Annotated in this window: 22 protein-coding genes; 9 read left to right on the top strand and 13 right to left on the bottom strand. The window is 69.1% G+C overall.

Translation table 11 applies throughout. The features are described 5' to 3' along the window. The first annotated feature begins 120 nt into the window (after window positions 1–120). The gene (locus C722_RS0114550) at window positions 121–2,004 is read left to right on the top strand and encodes a sigma-54-dependent Fis family transcriptional regulator (RefSeq protein ID WP_017641195.1); all 1,884 of its coding nucleotides are present in this window, start codon (window positions 121–123) and stop codon (window positions 2,002–2,004) included. A gap of 172 nt (window positions 2,005–2,176) precedes the next feature. Then, a complete protein-coding gene (locus tag C722_RS0114545) occupies window positions 2,177–3,148 on the top strand; it encodes an SDR family oxidoreductase (protein WP_017641194.1) in 972 nt (323 codons plus the stop codon). 46 nt (window positions 3,149–3,194) lie between these two features. Here the strand turns inward: C722_RS0114545 and C722_RS24960 are convergent, their stop codons facing one another. After that, window positions 3,195–3,653, bottom strand: coding sequence for a substrate-binding domain-containing protein (locus C722_RS24960; RefSeq protein ID WP_017641193.1), 459 nt, complete (start codon window positions 3,651–3,653; stop codon window positions 3,195–3,197). A gap of 178 nt (window positions 3,654–3,831) precedes the next feature. Here C722_RS24960 and C722_RS0114535 point away from each other — a divergent pair, with 178 nt between their 5' ends. Further along, window positions 3,832–4,110, top strand: a complete 279-nt coding sequence (locus C722_RS0114535; RefSeq protein WP_017641192.1) for a hypothetical protein — start codon at window positions 3,832–3,834, stop codon at window positions 4,108–4,110. A gap of 3 nt (window positions 4,111–4,113) precedes the next feature. On the opposite strand, the gene C722_RS0114530 is transcribed toward C722_RS0114535, so the two are convergent. Genes C722_RS0114530 through C722_RS0114520 form a run of 3 tightly spaced genes read right to left on the bottom strand, consistent with a single transcriptional unit; the run spans window position 4,114 to window position 7,088 of the window. After that, on the bottom strand, window positions 4,114–4,428 hold the full coding sequence (locus tag C722_RS0114530; protein ID WP_017641191.1) for a hypothetical protein: 315 nt from the start codon (window positions 4,426–4,428) through the stop codon (window positions 4,114–4,116). Then, a complete protein-coding gene (locus tag C722_RS0114525) occupies window positions 4,425–5,777 on the bottom strand; it encodes an acyclic terpene utilization AtuA family protein (RefSeq protein ID WP_017641190.1) in 1,353 nt (450 codons plus the stop codon). The genes C722_RS0114530 and C722_RS0114525 overlap by 4 nt, the downstream gene beginning before the upstream one ends. After that, the gene (locus C722_RS0114520) at window positions 5,778–7,088 is read right to left on the bottom strand and encodes a CitMHS family transporter (RefSeq protein ID WP_017641189.1); all 1,311 of its coding nucleotides are present in this window, start codon (window positions 7,086–7,088) and stop codon (window positions 5,778–5,780) included. Between the two features lie 128 nt (window positions 7,089–7,216). On the opposite strand from C722_RS0114520, the gene C722_RS0114515 reads away from it, so the two are divergent. Further along, window positions 7,217–8,098, top strand: a complete 882-nt coding sequence (locus tag C722_RS0114515; protein ID WP_017641188.1) for a LysR family transcriptional regulator — start codon at window positions 7,217–7,219, stop codon at window positions 8,096–8,098. On the opposite strand, the gene C722_RS0114510 is transcribed toward C722_RS0114515, so the two are convergent. Beyond that, window positions 8,095–9,006: a LysR substrate-binding domain-containing protein gene (locus C722_RS0114510; protein ID WP_017641187.1), complete on the bottom strand. Its 912-nt coding sequence runs from the start codon at window positions 9,004–9,006 to the stop codon at window positions 8,095–8,097. The two genes, C722_RS0114515 and C722_RS0114510, sit on opposite strands and share 4 nt — an antisense overlap. 193 nt (window positions 9,007–9,199) lie before the next feature. Between C722_RS0114510 and C722_RS0114505 the strand changes: the two genes are divergently transcribed. From C722_RS0114505 to C722_RS0114485, 5 genes are all read left to right on the top strand, one after another. Beyond that, window positions 9,200–9,949, top strand: coding sequence for an SDR family NAD(P)-dependent oxidoreductase (locus C722_RS0114505; protein WP_026083860.1), 750 nt, complete (start codon window positions 9,200–9,202; stop codon window positions 9,947–9,949). 78 nt (window positions 9,950–10,027) lie between these two features. Next, window positions 10,028–11,326 (top strand): MFS transporter, encoded by a 1,299-nt coding sequence (locus C722_RS0114500; protein WP_017641185.1) that lies wholly within the window; start codon window positions 10,028–10,030, stop codon window positions 11,324–11,326. A 14-nt stretch (window positions 11,327–11,340) separates the two neighbouring features. Then, window positions 11,341–12,189 carry a transketolase gene (locus C722_RS0114495; RefSeq protein ID WP_017641184.1) on the top strand — a complete coding sequence of 283 codons (849 nt, stop codon included), beginning with the start codon at window positions 11,341–11,343 and terminating at the stop codon, window positions 12,187–12,189. After that, window positions 12,189–13,187, top strand: coding sequence for a transketolase family protein (locus C722_RS0114490; RefSeq protein WP_017641183.1), 999 nt, complete (start codon window positions 12,189–12,191; stop codon window positions 13,185–13,187). Before C722_RS0114495 ends, C722_RS0114490 begins: the two co-directional genes overlap by 1 nt. A gap of 134 nt (window positions 13,188–13,321) precedes the next feature. Then, window positions 13,322–14,230 carry a LysR family transcriptional regulator gene (locus C722_RS0114485; protein ID WP_017641182.1) on the top strand — a complete coding sequence of 303 codons (909 nt, stop codon included), beginning with the start codon at window positions 13,322–13,324 and terminating at the stop codon, window positions 14,228–14,230. On the opposite strand, the gene madM is transcribed toward C722_RS0114485, so the two are convergent. The 8 genes from madM to C722_RS0114445 form a co-directional block, all read right to left on the bottom strand. Next, window positions 14,227–14,991 carry a malonate transporter subunit MadM gene (gene madM, locus C722_RS0114480; protein ID WP_017641181.1) on the bottom strand — a complete coding sequence of 255 codons (765 nt, stop codon included), beginning with the start codon at window positions 14,989–14,991 and terminating at the stop codon, window positions 14,227–14,229. The genes C722_RS0114485 and madM overlap by 4 nt on opposite strands. 1 nt (window position 14,992) lies before the next feature. Beyond that, window positions 14,993–15,427 carry a malonate transporter subunit MadL gene (gene madL / locus C722_RS0114475; RefSeq protein ID WP_017641180.1) on the bottom strand — a complete coding sequence of 145 codons (435 nt, stop codon included), beginning with the start codon at window positions 15,425–15,427 and terminating at the stop codon, window positions 14,993–14,995. Between the two features lie 116 nt (window positions 15,428–15,543). Then, window positions 15,544–16,479 (bottom strand): malonate decarboxylase subunit epsilon, encoded by a 936-nt coding sequence (mdcH, locus tag C722_RS0114470; protein ID WP_017641179.1) that lies wholly within the window; start codon window positions 16,477–16,479, stop codon window positions 15,544–15,546. Then, window positions 16,476–17,165, bottom strand: coding sequence for a malonate decarboxylase holo-ACP synthase (locus C722_RS0114465; RefSeq protein WP_017641178.1), 690 nt, complete (start codon window positions 17,163–17,165; stop codon window positions 16,476–16,478). The genes mdcH and C722_RS0114465 overlap by 4 nt, the downstream gene beginning before the upstream one ends. 11 nt (window positions 17,166–17,176) lie before the next feature. Next, a complete protein-coding gene (mdcE, locus tag C722_RS0114460) occupies window positions 17,177–17,992 on the bottom strand; it encodes a biotin-independent malonate decarboxylase subunit gamma (protein ID WP_017641177.1) in 816 nt (271 codons plus the stop codon). Then, on the bottom strand, window positions 17,989–18,855 hold the full coding sequence (locus C722_RS0114455; RefSeq protein ID WP_017641176.1) for a biotin-independent malonate decarboxylase subunit beta: 867 nt from the start codon (window positions 18,853–18,855) through the stop codon (window positions 17,989–17,991). The genes mdcE and C722_RS0114455 overlap by 4 nt, the downstream gene beginning before the upstream one ends. After that, entirely contained in the window at window positions 18,848–19,162 is a 315-nt protein-coding gene (locus C722_RS0114450) for a malonate decarboxylase subunit delta (RefSeq protein WP_017641175.1), read from the bottom strand. Before C722_RS0114450 ends, C722_RS0114455 begins: the two co-directional genes overlap by 8 nt. Continuing rightward, window positions 19,162–19,556 (bottom strand): triphosphoribosyl-dephospho-CoA synthase (locus C722_RS0114445; RefSeq protein ID WP_017641174.1); only part of this gene is annotated, 395 nt, incomplete at its 5' end. The genes C722_RS0114445 and C722_RS0114450, both read right to left, overlap by 1 nt.

Genomic DNA, 19,556 nt, shown 5'->3' with positions numbered 1-19,556 from the left:
GCTGAGACGATTCGTCTCACGGGGTCGCGGACTTGAAGGCAGCGTCCTGGGAGCGCTAAATGAAGGCCAGAACAATGACCGGCCTTCCATGCCATGACCGGAATTCAGGGAGAGACGCCCATGTTGTCTACCCAGGCCCGCTATCACGCCCGCGCCATCGACCAGGCCCTGCGCGCGCCCTTGCGCTCGGCCAGTCCGCCCGGGCGCATCCTCGATTCCTGGCGCCGTTCCTTCGAGCAGTATCAGCTCGACCCGGGCAGCCTGCGCGGCCCGCGCATCCTCTCGCGCTACGAATTGCGCCAGCACCAGCAGGCGGCGGAAGACTTCCTGCGCGTCGCCGACGGCGAACTGGGCGCCCTGCATGCGCGGGTCGAGGCGGCCGACTATTGCGTGCTGCTGGCCGACGCCCAGGGCCATACCCTGGACTACCGGGTCAGCGATCGGCTGGACGACGAATGCCGGCGCGCCGGGCTCTACCTGGGCACCTGCTGGTCCGAGCAGGAGGAGGGCACCTGCGGGGTCGCCGCGGTGCTCACCGACCGGGCGCCGGTGACGGTGCACAAGGCCGATCACTTCCGCGTGGCCTTTACTGGCCTGACCTGTACCGCCGCACCGGTGTTCGCGCCGAGCGGCGAGTTGCTCGGGGTACTGGACGTCTCGGCGCCGCGTTCGCCGGACGACCGCCGCAGCCAGCTGCTGATCCAGCAATTCACCCGCGACAGCGCCCAGCGCATCGAGAATGCCTATTTCATGCACAGCGCCCGGGGCGACTGGGTGCTCTGCGGCCATGCCCAGGCCAGCTATCTCGACACCCAGCCGGAATTCCTGCTGGCCTGGGATTCGAATGGGCGCCTCACCGGCCTGAATCGCCCGGCCCGGCAACTTTGCCTCGCTCAGCTGGGCTATCTGCCGCAGCGCCTGGACGAGCTCTTCGGTCGCGATGCCCCGGTGCGGTTGCAGGAGGACGATGGCGAACCCCTGCGCCTGGGAGAAGCGCATTTCCACGCCCGGGTTCGGGCGCCGCGGCAGCGTCTTGGGGTGGTGATCCCGCTGGTTCGCGAGCCGCGTACGGCGGACCCCGAAGAGGAGTCCCGGGTCAGCCAGGCGCTCGCGACCGCTCTGCGGCTCTATCGCCATGGCCTGCCGATCCTGGTGACCGGCGAGACCGGCACCGGCAAGGAGGTGTTTGCCCGCGGCCTGCACCAGGGTGGCGATCGTGCCGGGCGGCCCTTCGTCGCCCTCAATTGCGCGGCGCTGCCGGAAAGCCTGATCGAGAGCGAATTGTTCGGCCATGCCGCGGGGGCCTTTACCGGCGCCCAGCGCCAGGGTCGCGATGGCCTGATCGTGACGGCCGATGGCGGCACCCTGTTTCTCGACGAGATCGGCGACATGCCCCTGGCGCTGCAGACCCGGCTGCTGCGGGTGCTGGCCGAGGGCGAGGTGCTGCCGGTAGGCAGCGCCCAGGCGCGGCGGGTCGATGTGCGGCTGGTCTGCGCCACCCACCGTGATCTCCAGGCGCAGGTCGCCGCCGGGCTGTTTCGCGAAGACCTGCTCTATCGCCTCAATGGCGCCGTCTTCCAGCTGCCGCCGCTGCGCACGCGTGCCGACCGCCTGGCACTGGCGCGGCGGCTGCTCGAAGAGGAATGCGGCGAGCGCCCTGCGCCGGAGCTGGCGCCCCAGGTGCAGGAGGCCATCCTGGCCCATGACTGGCCGGGCAATGTGCGGGAATTGCGCAACGTGCTGCGCTACGCCTGGGCCCTGTGCGACGGCGCGCTCATCACCCTCGAACATCTTCCGGCCAGTCTGCGGACGGGTGAGGCGCCTGCCGCCGAGCCGCCACCCGAGGTCGACAGCCCCGAGCGGCGGGCGATCCTGGCGGCCCTGGTCCGCCATCGCTGGAAGGCCATCCCTACTGCCCGGGCGCTGGGGGTGTCCCGGGCTACCCTCTACCGGCGGCTCAAATTGCACGGCATCGCCATGCCGCATCGCCAGTCCGAGGACTGAGGCGTTCCGCCGAACGGTCATGGCCGGCAGCGGCGCCCCTGGCACGGTAGTTACCGCAGACAACCGAAGCGGCAAGCGCCGGCATCGCTGGCCCCGGTCGTCTCGCTGCGGGACGTCAGCGCGGTCGCCGAGGAGTCACACCTCAGACACAGACCCTGAGGAAGCCCCCCTGATGCGTACCCTGCCGCTGTTGCTTGCCCTGCCTGCCGCCCTGGCTCTGCTGAATCGCACCTCGTCCCGCCGTGCGCCGCGGATCGATCGTCAGCAGCTGAATGGCCGGACTATCGTTGTCACTGGCGCCTCCAGTGGCGTCGGCCGCGGCGTGGCCCTGGCGCTGGCTCGGCATGGTGCCAATCTGGTACTGGCGGCGCGGCGCAGCGAGGCGCTGGAAGCCTTGGCGGTCGAGGTCCAGGCCCTGGGCGTGGCCGCTCTGGCAGTGCCCACCGACGTGGCCGAGGTGGCGCAGATGACCGCCCTGGCCGAGCAGGCCGAGCAGCGCTTCGGCCGTATCGATGGCTGGATCAACAATGCCGGCGTGGTGGCGGTTGGGCGTTTCGAAGAGGTGCCTCTGGAAGACCACCTGCGCCTGCTGGATACCAATGTAAAGGGCGTGGTGATCGGCAGCCACCTGGCCTTGCAGCGCTTCCGTCGCCAGGGCTACGGCCGGTTGGTCAACGTGGCCTCGGTGGACGGCGAGATCCCCCACGCCTACCAGGCCTCCTACTCGGCATCCAAGGCTGCGGTGCTCAGTCTCGGTCGGGTGCTGCAGCAGGAATTGCGCCGCGGCCGCCAGCCGAACATCCAGCTGTCGACGGTGCTGCCCTGGGCGCTGGATACGCCGATCTGGGGCCATGCCGCCACCTACACCGGCCACCGCGCCGACCTGCCCACCAAGGATTCGCCGGACAAGGCGGTGCAGGCCATCGTCGGCGCACTGTTGCAGCCGCAAAAGGAGATCACCGTAGGCTACAAGGCGAAGCTGGCCTATTGGGGCCATCGCCTGGCGCCGGAGCTGAACGAGCGCTTCACCGCGGCCGCGGTCCAGCGCGCCGAGATCGACTGGAATCCGGCCAAGGCCGCCACCTCGGGCAATCTGCAGCAGCCCGATCAGGCGGGACGGACGATCCGGGGTTCGAATTTCTGACGAGGCCAAAGCGACGTCCGGAGCCGGTCTGCGCGTCCGTTCGGGATCAGTGGTGGGTGGCGCCCGCCGTCGCGACGCCGTTATCCGTGCCGCCCACGATCAGCTGAGAGAGCAGCCCATGGCTGCGCAAGGCGGCCTCGAGCGGTGGCACGAGGGCCGCGCGGGTGCACAGCAGCGCCGTGGGTGCGACCGCCTCCAGGGCGCTCTGCCACTCGGGCCAGTCCAGCTTCGACGCGGTATCGAGCTCCAGGCGGGGCAGCAGCGGCAGGCCCGCCGCCAGCATGACCTCGCCGTGCCCCTGCAATTCGGCGTCCGCCCGGAGGGCGTCAGCCTCAACGTGCGCAACCAGCAGGATGCGCCTATGACCAAGCGCGATCAGCTGCCGGGTAGCCTGGGCGATCCGCCGGCCCTGGGCCGCCGCCGACCACCGGCGAAGCGTGACTGGGAGGGTGGCAGGGCGGGGCGCCGGAAGGGCAATGGGGGTGACGGCAACAGGCGTATCCATCGGGTGACCTCGGCCATGGGGCGATCGGGTCACCCAGCTTGGCCGCCACGGATGGCAGCTTCGTGACAGTGCGGCCAATCCCCTGGCTGGCCGTCTGCCGCGCCAGCATAGTTGTCTTGCGTTCCTCAGCGTGACGGCTAGCCTTGAGGGTACACGTCTGGTTTTAGCGAGGCCCGGCATGGACAAGTTGCACGAACGTTTGGCCCAGCTCGATCCCCCGCTGCGTCACCAGCTGGAGCAAAGGGATGACGGCCTGCTGATCACTCTTATCGATATCGATCACAATGCCCGGGTGACGCGACTGATCCGCGCCGAAGACCTGAGAGTCGAGCGGATCAACCTGATCCTGCTGCACGCCATCAACGAATTGCGCCGCAAGGGCGCCCAGGTCCCGCTCGACAAGGACAGTGTCTTCATCAACGACCTGTCCGACCAGTGCATCAGCTTCCACAGCTGACGCCTAGTCCTCCAGCTCCAGATCCAGCAACGCCGCACCCAGGCCCTTGCCGTGGGCGTCCAGCGCCAGCGAGCGGGTGACCCCGCCGCGCAGGGCGCCGGGCAGCACGAAATTCAGCGCGCCCAGGGCCGGCAATTCGTAGCGGCGCACCGGCGCGGCGTCGGCCGGGCGGCTGTCGGCGAACCAGGCGGCGACGCGTTCCGCGGTAAGCGCCTGGCGCAGGCGCTCGAAGTCTTCGTGGCGATAGGCGATCACCGCCATGTTCGAAATGTCCCCCTTGTCGCCGGTACGGACGTGGGCGATCTCGCGCAGTTTCATGGCAGCGTCTCCAGCTCCAGGGTAGGGGTGACGGCCGTACGCGGCCACAGCAGCGAGGCCACGGCGATGACCTCGCGGACCGCCTTGGTGGCGCCGCCACCGCCAGCCGGGCCGTTGGTGTACAGCGTTTCCACCTCGTTGCCGATCTGCACCGCCGCCGCCCGGCTGGCGCAGCGACCGACAACGCGCAGGCGCACCTCCCAGGGTTCGCCGCTGGCGCGCGCGGCCAGGGTCGCGCCATGCAGGGCGTCACAGCCGATCAGTTCGCAGCGCAGCTCTTCCACCGGTACGCCACAGAGTTGCAGGCGTTCGCGCACCACCTCAGCCGCCAGCCTGGCCCGGCCCACGGCGCCCGGTCCGGCGTAGGAGATCTGGCCTTCGCCATGCCAGCCGTCGCGATAACCCACCGAGACCTTGAGCTGCTCGGGGCGCGGCTGGCCCCGGGCCCCGCTGACCGCGACCCGGTCGGGCGCGGACTGCTCCAGGGCGACGCCGGAAAAGTCGGCGGTCACGTCCGGCGTCAGATAGGCCGCTGGGTCATGCACCTCGTAAAGCAACTGCTCGGTGCAGGTCGCCGGGGTCACGCAACCGCCGGAGCCAGTGACCTTGGTAAGGGTGGCGTGGCCATGCGCGTCTACCTCGGCCAGGGGAAAGCCCAGGCGAGCGAGGTCGGGCACGTCCTTGTAGCCGGGATCGGCGAAGTAGCCGCCGGTGACCTGCCCGGCGCATTCCAGCAGATGGCCGACCAGGGTGCCGCGTCCGCGACGTTCCCAGTCATCCGCCGCCCAGCCGAACTCATGCACCAGCGGCGCCAAAAACAAGGAAGGGTCTGCCACCCGGCCGGTGACGATGACATCGGCGTCGGCTTCCAGGGCCTGGACGATGCCGTCCACGCCCAGGTAGGCGTTGGCCGAGATCACCCGGTCGCCCAGTTCGGCCAGGGTCTGGCCATTGTCCAGCAGGGCGTCGGCCGGCAGCTGGGCCAGCACGTCGTCGCCGGCCACGGCAGCGATCTTCAGCCCGGTGACGCCCAGCTCTCGCGCCAGGGCCGCGACCTTGCGCGCCGCCGCGGTCGGGTTGGCGGCGCCCATGTTGGTGATCACCCGCAGGCGCGGACGGTTCGCCTGGCGCAGCAGTGGCAGGATGCGGCGCATCCGCGCCTCCAGCAGCGGATCGAAGCCGGCCTCGGGATCGGCCAGTCGCGCCTGTTGCGCCAGGGCGATGGTGCGTTCGGCCAGGCATTCGAACACCAGGTAGTCGAGACGGCCATGCTCGGCCAGCTCCACGGCGGGTTCGATGCGATCACCGGAATAGCCGGCGCCGCAGCCGATGCGAAGGAAACGGGTCATCTAGAAGACTCCCAGGAGCAGGGCGGTCAGGGTCATCAGGACCGAGGCCGCGAACAGGAAGGGGATGGTGAAGCGCTGGTGATCGGCGAGGTCCAGCTTGCACAGGCCCACCAGCAGGAAGGTCGCCGGGGTCAGGGGGCTGACCGGGAAGCCGGTGGTGTGCACCCCGAGCAGCGAGGCCTGGGCCACCTGCACCGGATCCACGCCCAGGTTGCGGCCGACCTCGGCGATCACTGGCATCACGCCGAAGTAGAAGGAATCCGGATCGAACAGCAGGCTCAGCGGCATGGACAGGAAGCCCACCACCGCCGGGATCAATTGGCCATGCCCGGCCGGGATGCCGGCCACTGCCACCTGGGCCATGGCCTTGAGCATGCCGCTGCCCTGCATGATGCCGGTGAAGACGCCGGCGGCGAAAAGGATGCTGGCCATGGTCAGGGCGGTCTTGGCGTGGGCGTCGATGCGCGCCTTCTGGGCGTCTACCGAGGGGTAGTTCAGGCACAGCGCGGCCACGGTGCCGAGCATGAACATCACCACCGGATCGACCCAGCCGGCGATCATCACGCCCATCACCACCAGGGTCAGCAGCAGATTGATCCAGAAACGCTCCGGGCGACGCAGGGCACGCTCGGCCTCGCTGAGTACCCGCTCCGGTGCAGCGCCCGCGCCACTAGCGTCCAGCCAGGGCGCCTGGCCGGCCAGGGTCAGGCGTTTTTCTTCGCGGCGCCCGAGCCACCAGGCACTGGCGAAGACGAAGGCCAGACCCACCAGCTGCACGGGGATCAGCGGCTGGAACAGATCGGCCACCGGCACGTGCAGGGCGGCGGAAGAGCGCAGCACCGGCCCGGTCCAGGGCAGGAAGTTGACCCCGGCAGCCATGGCCGCAACGCAGGCCAGGATGCGCCGGTCCAGGCCCAGGCGGGTATAGAGCGGCAGCATGGCAGGGATGGTCACCAGGAAGGTCACCGCGCCGGAGCCGTCCAGGTGCACCAGCAGGGCGAGCAGGGCGCTGCCGCAGACGATGCGCGTCGGCCGGGTGCCGACGGTGCGCAGGATGCGGTCGATGATGGGATCGAGCATCCCGGCGTCGGTCATGATGCCGAAGAACAGGATGGCGAAGACGAACATGCCGATCACCGGGGCGACGCCCTTGATCCCGGCGATGATGAAGGCGCTGGTGCCCAGGCCGAAGCCACCGATCAGGGCGGCGGCAATAGGGATGACGATGAGGGCGACCAGGGGTGAAACGCGTTTGCTCATGACCGCGACGAGCAACGCGAGAATGGTGACGACACCGAGCAGGGCGAGCATGGCGGACTCCTTGGACCGTGGCACGGCAGGCGGGCGCACGGGAGGTTTTGTTGTTGTAGGTCCAGTATTCGAAGACGTCCGATGTCCTGTAAATTGGAATCTTCCGAAGCAGCGTTCAGAAAAACAAAATGAAAAATCTGCTCCAGCACGTGCAGGCCTTTCTCGCCGTGGCCCGCCAGGGCTCCTTCGCCCGCGCGGCCGAGGAGTTGCACCTGTCACCGCCCGCGCTCACCGTGCAGATCCAGCAACTCGAAGCGTGGCTGGAGGTGCAGCTGCTGGAGCGCACCCCGCGGCGGGTCCAGCTGACCACCGCGGGTGAAGAACTGCGCGGCCCCCTGGAACGGGTCCTGGTGGACCTGGGCGATGTCCAGACCCATGCCCGGGACCTGGCGGGCCTGCGCCGGGGACGGATCACCCTGGCGGCCTTGCCATCCTTCTTCATGGGCCCCTTTCCCGAATTGCTGAAGACCTTCCAGGCCCGTCATCCGGCCATCGAGGTCCGCCTGCAGGATGTGGTGGCCGGTAGAGTCGAGGCGCTGGTCCGGGAAGGGCAGGTGGATCTGGGCATCGGCGTCCGGCCACGGGCCGTGGGCCTGGAGTTCCAGCCGCTGTATGTCGATCACCTGCAGCTGTTCGTCCCTCGCGACCATCCCTGGGCGGGCCGTGCCGAAATCACCCTGGCCGAACTCGACGCCGTACCCCTGCTGCTCACCGGTCGCGACAGCAGCGTGCGCGAGTGCCTGGACTTCGCCTTCGCCGCCGCCGGCCTGCGCCTGGTGGCGGCGCTGGAAGCCAACTACATGAGCACCCTGCTGGCCCTGGTGGCGGCCGGCCAGGGCCTGGCCCTGCTGCCGGAGTCGGCGGGCGGCGAGGCCCCGGTGGTGGCCCTGCCGGTCCGCGGCGAGAGCCTGGCCCGGCCGCTGGGCATCCTGACCCCCACCGGCCGCAGCCTTACGCCGGCGGCTCAGGCGTTCGTCGCGCTGCTCCGGGAGCGGCTGCAGGCAGACTAATACTCGAAGGGCTGGCCCAGCTCCTGTTGCAGCCAGTCGAGAAAGCGCCGCACCCGGGCGTAGCGCGAGTGCGCCCGGGGAAACACCAGGTGGTGCGCGGCCACCGGCAGGTCGTCGTCCTGGGGCAAGACCCGCACCAGATCGCCGCGAGCCAGATAGTCCGCCGCCAGCACCGTGCTCTCCAGGGCGAAGCCCAGACCATGGCGGGCGGCTTCCAGGGTCATGTAGGAGCGATCGAAACTCAGGGTGTAGGGTCGCTCCGGCAGCGCCAGGCCCTGCTGGGCGAACCAGTTGGGCCACTTCATGAGGGTGGCCTCGGACAGGATCAGTTCGCTGTGCAACAGATCCGCCGGCGACTGGACCGGGCGTTTTTCCAGCAACTGCGGCGCGGCCAGTACCGCCAGGCGTTCGCGCTGCAGGGTGCGGATCTCCAGGTTCGGCCAGCTGGGCAGGCCGTGGCGGATGTCGATGTCGACCTTGTCGCGGCTGAAGTGCAGGGATTCGTAGGAGCAGGAGAGATTGATCTGCAGGTCGGGATGGCTCTGGCGGAACTGTTCCAGCCGTGGCATCAGCCAGAGCAGGCCGAAGCTCGGCGCGGAGTGCAGGCGCAGGCATTCCAGGCCGGCATCGCTGGCCGCACGATCCGTGGCCATGGCCAATCGGTGCAGTACCTCGCTGACCTCTTCCAGGTATTGCTCCCCGGCCGGGGTCAGGGTCATGCCGCGCGCACCGCGGACGAAGAGCGCGCGACCCACCAGAGCCTCGAGCTTGGCCAACTGATGGCTGACCGCCGAGGGCGTCAGCGCCAGTTGCTCGGCAGCCCGGGCGACGTTGGCGAAGCGGGCGGTCTGCTCGAAGGCTTGAAGGGCTTTCAGGGGTGGCAGGGAAAGCGTCTTGCCTGAATCCATGGGTCGCGGTCCTGTAGGCGTTTCACGTCCGATTCTCGGCTGGCCAGGCGGGGCTGCCAAGCCGTAGGCATGAATATTATTCAGCACGGTCTGACGCAGGCTGCGTTGCTGGGGCCCTGGGGCAGGGGCACTCTGGCCCTCAGCGACAGCCCTCCACAACAACAAGAAGGATAGCGTCATGCCCCTGCATTCCCTGCTGCTGCAAGACAAGATCGCCCTCGTCACCGGCGCCGCCTCCGCCCGTGGCATCGGTCGCGCCACGGCCCAGGCCTTCGCCGCCCAGGGCGCGCGGGTGATCATCCTCGATCTGGATGCCAGCGCCGCCCGCGATGCCGCCGCCAGCCTCGGCGAAGGTCACCTGGGCCTGGCGGCCAACGTGGCCGACGAAGCCCAGGTCAGGGCTGCGGTCGACCAGGCGCTCGCCCAGTACGGTCGCCTCGACGTGCTGGTCAACAATGCCGGCATCACCCAGCCGGTGAAGACCCTGGAGATCGGTCGCGCCGACTACGACCGCATCCTCGACGTCAACCTGCGCGGCACCCTGCTGATGTCCCAGGCGGTGATCCCGGCCATGCGCGAGCAGGGCGGTGGCAGCATCGTCTGCCTGTCCTCGGTGTCCGCCCAGCGCGGCGGTGGCATCTTCGGCGGACCGCACTACAGTGCCGCCAAGGCTGGGGTGCTGGGCCTGACCAGGGCGATGGCGCGGGAATTCGGGCCGGATGGCATCCGCGTGAATGCCCTGACCCCCGGCCTGATCCAGACCGACATCACCGGCGGGCTGATGCACGACGAACGCCGCCAGTCGATCATCGACGGCATCCCGCTGGGCCGCCTCGGCGAGCCCAAAGACGTGGCCAATGCCGCGCTGTTCCTGGCCAGCGATCTCTCCGGCTACCTGACCGGCGTCACCCTGGACGTCAACGGCGGCATGCTGATCCACTGATCGCCCCCTCGTGTTCAACGCTCTGCATCGAAAAGGGTGCCCGCGGCTGCGGCGCCCATAACAACAAGAGATCAGACCATGACTACGCTCACCCTGGCAGCGGCCACCTCGGCGCGCGCCAATGCCTATCGCAAGACCGCCTGGCGGCTGATGCCCTTCCTGATGCTGTGCTACTTCTGCGCCTATCTGGACCGGGTCAACGTCGGCTTCGCCAAGCTGCAGATGATGAACGACCTGGCGCTGAGCGAAGCCGTCTACGGCCTCGGCGCCGGCATGTTTTTCATTGGCTATTTCCTCTGCGAGGTGCCCAGCAACATCATCCTGCACAAGGTCGGCGCCCGCCGCTGGATCGCCCGCATCATGATCACCTGGGGCATCCTTTCCGGGATGTTCGCCTTCGTCGAGACGGCCTGGCAGTTCTATGTCCTGCGCTTCCTGCTCGGCGTGGCCGAGGCCGGCCTGGCGCCGGGCCTGCTGCTCTATCTCACCTACTGGTTTCCCTCCTACCGCCGCGCCCGCATGACGGTGCTCTGGTTCGTCGCCATTCCCTTGTCGGGCATGATCGGCGGACCGCTGTCGGGCTGGATCATGAATCAGTTCGCCGGGGTCCACGGCTGGGCCGGCTGGCAGTGGATGTTCGTCATCGAAGCCATTCCCACGGTAGTGGTGGGGCTGATGGTGCTCGGCTATCTCAAGGACGGCGTGCACCAGGCGACCTGGCTGGACGATGAGGAAAAGGCGCTGATCCAGAAGGAACTGGCCGAGGACAACCAGCACAAGACCGAGCACGCCAGCGTGCGCGACTTCATCCGTGATCGCCGGCTGTGGCTGCTGGCCGCCATCTACTTCTGCGTGGTCATGGGCCAGTACGCCATCACCTTCTGGCTGCCGACTCTGGTGCGCAACTCCGGGGTCGCCGATCCGCTGCACATCGGCCTGCTCACCAGCCTGCCCTATATGTGCGCCATCGTCGCCATGCTGCTGGCCGGGCGCAGCGGGGACAAGCATCGCGAGCGCCGCTGGCACCTGGTGATTCCCATGCTGCTGGGCGCCTGCGGCCTCAGCCTCGCCGGGGTCTTCGGCCACAACGTCACCCTGTCGATCCTCAGCCTGTGCCTGGCCGCGGCCGGCATCCTCTCCGCGTCCTCGCTGTTCTGGATGTTGCCCACCACGCTGCTGGGCGGGGTCACCGCCGCCGCTGGCATCGCCGCGGTGAACAGCTTCGCCAACCTGGCCGGCTTCTGCTCGCCCTACCTGATCGGCTGGATCACCACCAGCACCGGTTCCAGCGCCATCGGCATGTTCCTCATCACCGGGGTGCTGGTGATAGGCGCCACGCTGGTCCTGCGCATTCCTGCCGCCCTGGTCAATCGCTAATCGAGGTACAGATCATGACCGCTTCTTCGCCACAACGCGCACCGCTCTCGCTGGCCGAGCGCGCCCACAACATCCGCCGCCATGCCCTGCGCATGGGCCAGATCCAAGGCCAGGGTTATGTCGGCCAGGCCCTGGGCGTCGCCGACGTCCTGGCCGTCGCCTACTTCCATGCCCTGAGCTACCAGCCGCAGGACCCCGACTGGGAAGGGCGCGACCGCTTCTACCTGTCCATCGGCCACTACGCCATCGCCCTCTATGCCGCCTTGATCGAGGCCGGGATCGTGCCGCTCGAGGAACTGGAGACCTATGGCTGCGACGACAGCCGCCTGCCCATGTCGGGCATGGCCGCCTACACCCCAGGCATGGAGATCACCGGCGGTTCCCTCGGCCAGGGCCTGGGCATCGCCGTGGGCGCCTGCCTCGGCCTCAAGCGCAAGCAATCGAAATCCTTCGTCTACAACCTGCTGTCCGATGGCGAACTCAACGAAGGCGCCACCTGGGAAGCGGCCATGTCGGCCTCTCACTGGCAGCTGGACAATCTCATCGCCCTGGTGGACGTGAACAATCAGCAGGCCGACGGGCACTGCCGCGAGATCCTGGCCTTCGAGCCCCTGGCCGAACGCTGGCAGGCCTTCGGCTGGTTCGTCCAGCGCGTCGACGGCAACGACCGCGCGGCGCTGGTCGCCGCCTTCGACCGGGCCCGCCAGCACCCTGGCCGGCAGCCCCGGATCATTCTCTGCGATACCCGCATGGGCAAGGGCGTGCCCTTCCTGGAAACCCGCGACAAGACTCACTTCATCCGCGTCGAGGCGCACGAATGGGCCCTGGCCCTCGATGCCTTGGATGCCGGGAGGGACTTCTGATGACTACCAGCACCGCCACCAAGCCACGCCTGACCACCTCGGCGATGATCGCCAGCATCGCCGCCGAGGGCCAACCGACCCGGCCGGCCCCTTTCGGTCACGCCCTGGCGGCCCTGGCCGAGCAGCGCCAGGACATCGTCGGCCTCACCGCCGACCTGGCCAAGTACACCGACCTGCACATCTTCGCCAAGGCCCACCCCGAGCGCTTCTACCAGATGGGCATGGCCGAGCAGCTGCTGATGAGCGCCGCCGCCGGCCTGGCTCGCGAAGGCTGCGTGCCGTTCGCCACCACCTATGCAGTATTCGCCTCGCGCCGCGCCTACGACTTCATCTGCATGGCCATCGCCGAGGAGAACCTCAACGTCAAGATCGTCTGCGGGCTGCCGGGGCTGACCACCGGCTACGGCCCCAGCCACCAGGCCACCGACGACCTGGCGATCTTTCGCGCCATGCCCAACCTCATGGTGATCGACCCCTGCGATGCCCTGGAGATCGAGCAGGCGGTGCCTGCCATCGCCGCCCACCAGGGTCCCGTCTACATGCGTCTCTTGCGTGGCAACGTGCCCCTGGTGCTGGATCGCTACGACTACCGGTTCCAGCTCGGCAAGGCCCAGGTGGTGCGCCCCGGTCGTGACGTGCTGGTGGTGTCCACCGGGCTGATGACGATGCGCGCCCTGGAGGCAGCCGAGGCTCTGGCAGCGGATGGCGTGGACGTCTCGGTGCTGCACGTGCCGACCATCAAGCCCCTGGACGAGGCGACGATCCTGGCGGAAGCGCGCAAGCCGGGACGGCTGGTGGTGGCGGCGGAGAACCACTCGGTGATCGGCGGACTGGGCGAGGCGGTAGCGACCACCCTGCTGCGCAACGGCGTGACGCCCACCTTCCGCCAGATCGCGCTGCCCGATGCCTTCCTCGACGCCGGGGCGCTACCGACCTTGCACGACCGCTACGGCATCTCCACCACGGCGGTCTGCCAGCAGATCAAGGGCTGGTTGTAGGGCCGGGATGAGGCGCCTGGTTACCCTCGGGATTGCACCGAGGGAGCCAGGCGCCGCCAGGGCGATTCGAAGACTCGACGCCGCCCGCCCATCCGGGCATGGTGAGCAGCTGTCTTCCTCGCCCGCTGGCCGTCATGTCCGATACCGATGAACTCACCCTGCGCAAGCTGGAGATCTTTCTGGCCTTCATGCGCAGTCGCAACCTGGCGCGGGCCGCCGCCGAGCTGGGCACCAGCCATGTCAGCGTGCATCGCGCCATCCACTCCCTGGAAAACGCCCTGCGCTGCCCACTGTTCAAGCATGAGGGGCGTACCCTGACGCCGCTGGATGGCGCCTTCGTGCTGGAGGCTCGGGCCGAGCGACTGATGCAGGACCTGGCCGAGACGGTCCGGCTCACGCGCCAGGCGGCGGGCTTTTCGGCCGATCGCTTTCGCCTGGGGGCGCTCTATTCGCTGACGGTCAAGACCGTGCCCCAGCTGATCATGGGCCTCAAGCTGAGGCGCAGCGAACTCAACATCGACCTGGTGCTGGGTTCCAATGCCGACCTCGCCGAGCAACTGCACGATTTCAAGCTGGACGCCATGCTCGTGGCCCTGGACGACGCCGTGGTGGATGCCGACTGCGAGAGCGTCGAGCTGTTCAGCGACGACATCTTCCTCGCCGCGCCCAGTGATTCGCCCTTCGCCGACCAGGCCGAGGTGGACCTGCGCGACCTCTCGGGGGTGCCCTTCGTGACCCTGACCCAGGGTTTCGCCACCTTTCGCGATGGTCGCCAGGTGTTCGCCCAGGCCGGCTTCGAGCCGGAGGTGATCATGCAGGTCAACGACATCTTCTCGCTGATGAGCATGGTTAGCTCCGGGGTGGGCTATGCGCTGCTGCCGGGGCGGGTCGAGGCGGTCTACCAGAACCGCCTCAAGCTGTTGCCCCTGGCCCCGCGCTATCGCCTCCAGCAGCGCATTGGCGCGGTGTTCCTGCGCAGCCGCGAGCGCGATCCCAATCTGCTGGCCTTCGTCGCCGAATGCCGGATGTACGCGCGCAACTAAGCCACCAGTGCCCGCACGCAGAAGAACAGCAGCGACGGCCCCAGCAGGCAGCCTAGGCCGGTGTGGAAGGTAGCGGTCAGGGCGCCATAGGGCACCAGCCGGCGATCAGTGGCGGCGAGCCCCGCGGTGACGCCGCTGACGGTGCCGGCCAGGCCGCCGAAGACCATTGCCGAGCGCGGATTGTCCAGCGCCAGCAGCCGCGCCGAGGCGGGCGTCGCGACCATGACGATGATGGCCTTGATCAGGCCGGTGGCGATGGACAGTGCCATGACGTCGGAGCTGGCGCCCAGGGCGGCGCCGGTCACCGGGCCGACGATGTAGGTCACGGCGCCCGCACCGATGGTGGTCATGCTCACCGCGTCGCGATAGCCGAAGGCCCAGGCCACGGCGGCGCCGACGATGAAGGGCAGCACGGTGCCGAGCAGCAGGGCCACGGCGCCGATCATCCCCGCCTTGCGCGCCTCGGTGGCCTGGACCTCGAAGGCGGTGGCCACGATGGCGAAGTCGCGCAGCATGGCGCCGCCCATCAGGCCGATACCGGAGAACAGCGCGAGGTCGGCCAGGCCTTTCTGGCCGCCGGTGACGGTCCCGCCGACCCAGGCCAGTACCAGGCCGATGACGATGGCGATGGCCGAGCCATGCACCCGGCCGAAGGTCAGTCGGCGCGAAAGGACCACCGAGATCCACATGATCAGGCCGATCAGCGCGAAGGCGGCGACCAGGCCGTTGTGTTGCAGGGCTTTGGTGACGATATCGTTCATCCTAGCGACCTCCGGCCGGTGCGGCGTGGGCTACGGCCGGCGCTGGCGCCACGGGTTCGTCAGGCAACGGCGGTAGCGGTTCGCCGCGATGGCTGCGACTGATCAGGGCGATGGTCACCCCGCAGATACCCACGGCGCCGACGGCCGCCAGCACTGCCACGGGTCCGCCATGCAGGGCGGTGACCACGTTCTGCTGGGCGGCCATGGCCACCACCACCGGGATATAGAGCGCACCCCAGAAGCCGACGCCGAATTCGCATTCCTTGCTCATGCCGCCGTGCCGCTCCATGTAGAGTCGGGCGCAGATCAGCAGGAGCATGGCGATGCCCACCCCGCCGACATTGGATTTGACCCCGAGCAGGACGCCCAGGAAGTCACCGATGATGACGCCTGCAAGCATGCAGACGGCCAGGAGCGCTACACCGTAGATGATCATTGTTGTTGTCCTCGGTTGTGCTTGGGGTGGGGTGAAGCCTGGCCGCTGCGCCCGCTTTTACCCCCTCTCCCTCGGGGAGAGGGCTGGGGTGAGGGCAGCCGCCGTATGGGGATTGCTCAGTCCAGTCGTGCCGCCTCCTCGCGCCTGAGCGCGTCCAGGGTGTCAGGATGGGTGTCCTGCCAGGCCAGCACCCCGGCCGCGGGCAAGACGCGTTTGGCCAGTTGGCTGAGCACGCTGCCCGGCGCTAGTTCGATGGCCAGGCGCACGCCACGCTCGCAGGCGGCTTCCAGGGTGGCGTGCCATTCGATGGGCCGCGCCATGTTGAAGGCCAGGTCGTCGCGCAACTGCTCGGCACGCACCAGCCGTCGTGCCGAGGTACCGCTCAGATAGGCCAGCCGGGGCGCGCGTAGCTCGACCTCGGCAAAGGCCTGATCAAGAGTCTGGGCGGCTTCGGCGAGCAGCGGGCAGTGGGACGGCACGCTCATGGCCAGGCGCTTGGCCGCTGCGGCACCCTGGGCGCGCGCGGCTTCGGCCAGCGCGGCCAGGCCGGCATCGCTGCCCGCGACCACGTATTGCTGCTCGGCATTGGCATTGGCCAGGTACAGCGGCGCGGCAGGGCGATGGTGGTCAGCGACCAGGCTCTCCACCGCGCCACGCCCCAGGCCCAGGATCGCCAGCATGCCGTAGCCGGACGGGTAGACCGCCTGCATCAATTCGCCGCGACGGGCCACCAGGCGCAGCGCATCGGCGAAGTCCAGGGCCTCGGCCACCACCGCCGCGGCATAGGCACCGATGGACAGCCCGGCCACCAGCTGTGGCGCCGGTCCGCGGCTCAGCAGCAGGCGCGCCGTGGCGACGCCGGCGATCAGCAGGCAGAGCTGCACGGCGCGGGTATGTTCCAGGGCCTGGGCGGTGTCCAGGTTCAGGGGATCGGCCTCCAGCACCCTGGCCGCTTCCTCCAGGGTGCGCCGGACCTCGGGGTCCTCGGGCAGGGTATGCAGCATGCCGGAACGCTGGGCGCCCTGGCCGGGAAACTGGAAGAGGGTACTCATGCGGCGCGCTCCCCTGACCAGGGATCGCTCACCAGCTGGGGACCGGCCGCGGTCTTGAGCAGCACACGTGGGGCGTTCCCACCCCAATCGGCCAGGGCCACACCGCCGAGTGGGGTCTCCAGCAAGATGTCCAGGCGGCACAGCGCCTGCGCCTGCAGGGACGTCAGCAATGCCCGCGCCTGCTCGCGTGGCAGCGGGGCGGTGCAGCGGATCAGCAGATCCAGATCGCTCGCGGCGTGCAGCGCCGGCCAGCCAGAGGCCAGCTCGTAACCTGCGGCGCCGGTGGGGCCCCAGGGTAAGCCCAGGTCGTCCAGCCGGGTTTGCAGGCGGGCAAGGGTGTCGAAGACCGGTAGATCGCGGCAGCCGGTTGTGATCCGCAGGTTTTCAGGTGCGCGCTGTTGCACTACGGCGGCTGGTACAAGCCAGGCCGCCAAGCGCTCGGCGCGGGTAGCGCCGCGCAGGCCGACCGGGATACGGCCGGCCTCGGGTGCGGTTCGGCGGACCACTACGGGCAGGCCAGCCTGGGCGATCTGGTGGGCCCAGGTGGGGGCGTCCGCGGGAAGGGTATCCGGGGTCAGGCCCCATAGGAGGTCGTGGGGCCTGTGTTGGGCTTCGCGTCGCTCAACCCAACCTACGCAGGTGTTCCGTAGGTTGGGTTGAGCGCCAGCGAAGCCCAACGGGCCCATCCGCCCGCTCGTCACGCCTTCCATCCCGCCCGCAGGCGATCGCGTACTGCGCGAGAGGCCGCGCGGTTGGCGCCGTCCAACCGTAGTTTGAGATCGGTGGTACCGCTGGCGAGCACATCGGCCTGGGCCTCGGCCAGGGCCTGGCGTACCTGCTCCAGATCGGCGGTCGAGGGCTGATCGGGCTGGCCGACCTCCAGCTGGCGCCAGAGCAGGCCCAGGGAGGCATAGCTGTCCAGATCGTAAGCCATGGGCGGGATATCGGCGGCCAGGCGTTCCAGCTCCTCGACGCTGCGCAGGGTCACCCGCGCGGCCGAGGCCTTGCCCATGGCGTGCACCTGCACCTGGGGATCACGCAGGGCCAGCAGGCGATTGGCCTGGTAGCCATGGGCGAGAAAACCCCCGGACATGGCCTTGCCTACCAGCAGGCCCAGCACCGGGTGTCCGGCCAGGCGCGCCTCGGCATAGGCACCCGCGGCGCCGGCCAGGGCTTGGTGGATGCCATAGGCCTCCTCGCGGCGACCGTAGGCCTGGCTGGGCACGTCCACCAGGGCGATCAGGGTGCGTTTCACCTGGGCGCCAGCATCCTCGGCGATGGCCTGCTGAATGGCTCGGGCCAGGCCCCAACCCTCCAGCAGACCGACCTCGCCCTGGCGGGCGCGGGGAAAGGGATTCTCGGCATCTGCTACCACCGCCAGCCAGCGCGCGGGGCGTCCGGCCAGTTCCAGGTCGGCGACGCGCAGGGAGGCGGGCAGGCCGGTGACGGCCTCGCCCTGGCTGGCCAGGGCCTGGAACCAGGTCAGGCCGCGTTGCGAAGGCTGGGTGCTCATGGCTGGTCTCCGGCATAGAGGTGGCGGACCGCGGCGGCGTCCGCCTGGGGACGGGTATCGAGATCGACGAGGCGCGTCAGGTAGTGGTCGGCCCGCTGGCTGCGCAGAGGGGCGGCAACGCCCTGGGTGAAGCCCTGGCGGATGGCGGTGGTCACGGCGGCGCTGTCGTCGGCAACGAAGATGTCGGCCAGGCCCGTGGCGACCCGCTGTTCGCCGCCGGTCAGGCTCCAGATGAAGGGGCGGTCGCGGGAATCGTATTCCTCGATGCCGGCTTCCTGCTCGATCACCTGGGGACCGTTGAGTCCCAGGCGTGCCTCGCGGGTGACTATCAGTTGGGTGCACAGGCCGGCGGCGATGGACATGCCACCAAAGCAGCCGACGCTGCCAGCGATGACGCCGATGACCGGCTGATGCGAGCGCAAGGCAACGATGGCCGCCTGGATCTCGGCGATGGCGGCCAGCCCCAGATTGGCCTCCTGCAGGCGCACGCCGCCGGTTTCCAGCAGCAGCACGGCGCGGGTCGGGATGCCCGCGAGGTTGTCTTCCAACGCCAGCTCCAGGGCACCGGCGATCTTGGCGCCGCCCACCTCGCCCATGCTGCCACCCTGGAAGGCGCCCTCGATGGCGCAGACCACCGCGGGCTGGCCGTCGATCAGCCCCTTGGCCACCACCACGCCGTCATCGGCCTGGCAGACGATGCCCTGCTTGGGCAGCCACGGCGACATCAGCCGTTCGAAGGGCCCGACCAGCTCGCGAAAGCTGCCGGCATCGAGCACCACACGGGCCCGCTCGCGGGCGCCGAGTTCGACGAAGCTGCGGCTGTGCAGCAGCTCCTGGACATCGGGAAGAGGGGCTTCAGCCATGGGTGCTGTCCTCCAGGTCGAGGGTTTCCAGGCCCTGTTCCAGGCGCAGGCGTACCACGCCCGGGGTGGCGCCGAAGTCATGGATGTCCAGGGTCAGCGCCGGCAGGTCCTCGCGGGTGGCGAACAGCCGGTCGAAGAGGGCGCGCCAGCGCGGTTCGCTGCCGTTGACCGAGGTGGTCACCTTGAGGGTGAAATCGGCCGTGGCGGGTTCGAGGAGGACCTCCAGGTCCCCCGAGCCGACACAGCCGACCAGGGCGCGACCCTGGCGGCGCTGGCTGGCCGGATAGCTGCAGGTGAAGTGTTCCATCAGAGGTCTCCAGGGAGCCATGGCTCCAGGCGATCGACGAGAAGGGTGGCGGCCAATAGATCGGCGGCGCCGCCGGGAGAAGCATTGGCGACCAGCAACTGGCGGTCCAGGGTCAGCAGCTGGCGCCGCCCGGCAAGACTGGCGCTGCCCCCGGCCTTCAGCACGGCGCGGGCGCCCTGCTGCATGGTGGTGAGGGCCGCCGGGCCACCTCGGTGCAGCACGCAGGTGTCGTCCAGCGCGGTCATGATGGCCAGGAGCGCATCCAGGCGAGCGTTCTGCTCGCCCGCACCGGCCTGGCGGCTGGCGCGCAGCTGCGGCAGGCCGCGCCTGTGGATGGCGGGGAAGCCCGCGGCGGCCTCGGCCCGGGCGCCGCCGACGCCATAGCGCTGGGCGA

The organism is Pseudomonas sp. 313, assembly GCF_000316965.1.
Classification (GTDB): domain Bacteria; phylum Pseudomonadota; class Gammaproteobacteria; order Pseudomonadales; family Pseudomonadaceae; genus Chryseomonas; species Chryseomonas benzopyrenica.
This window is presented reverse-complemented; position numbering and strand designations above follow the sequence as displayed.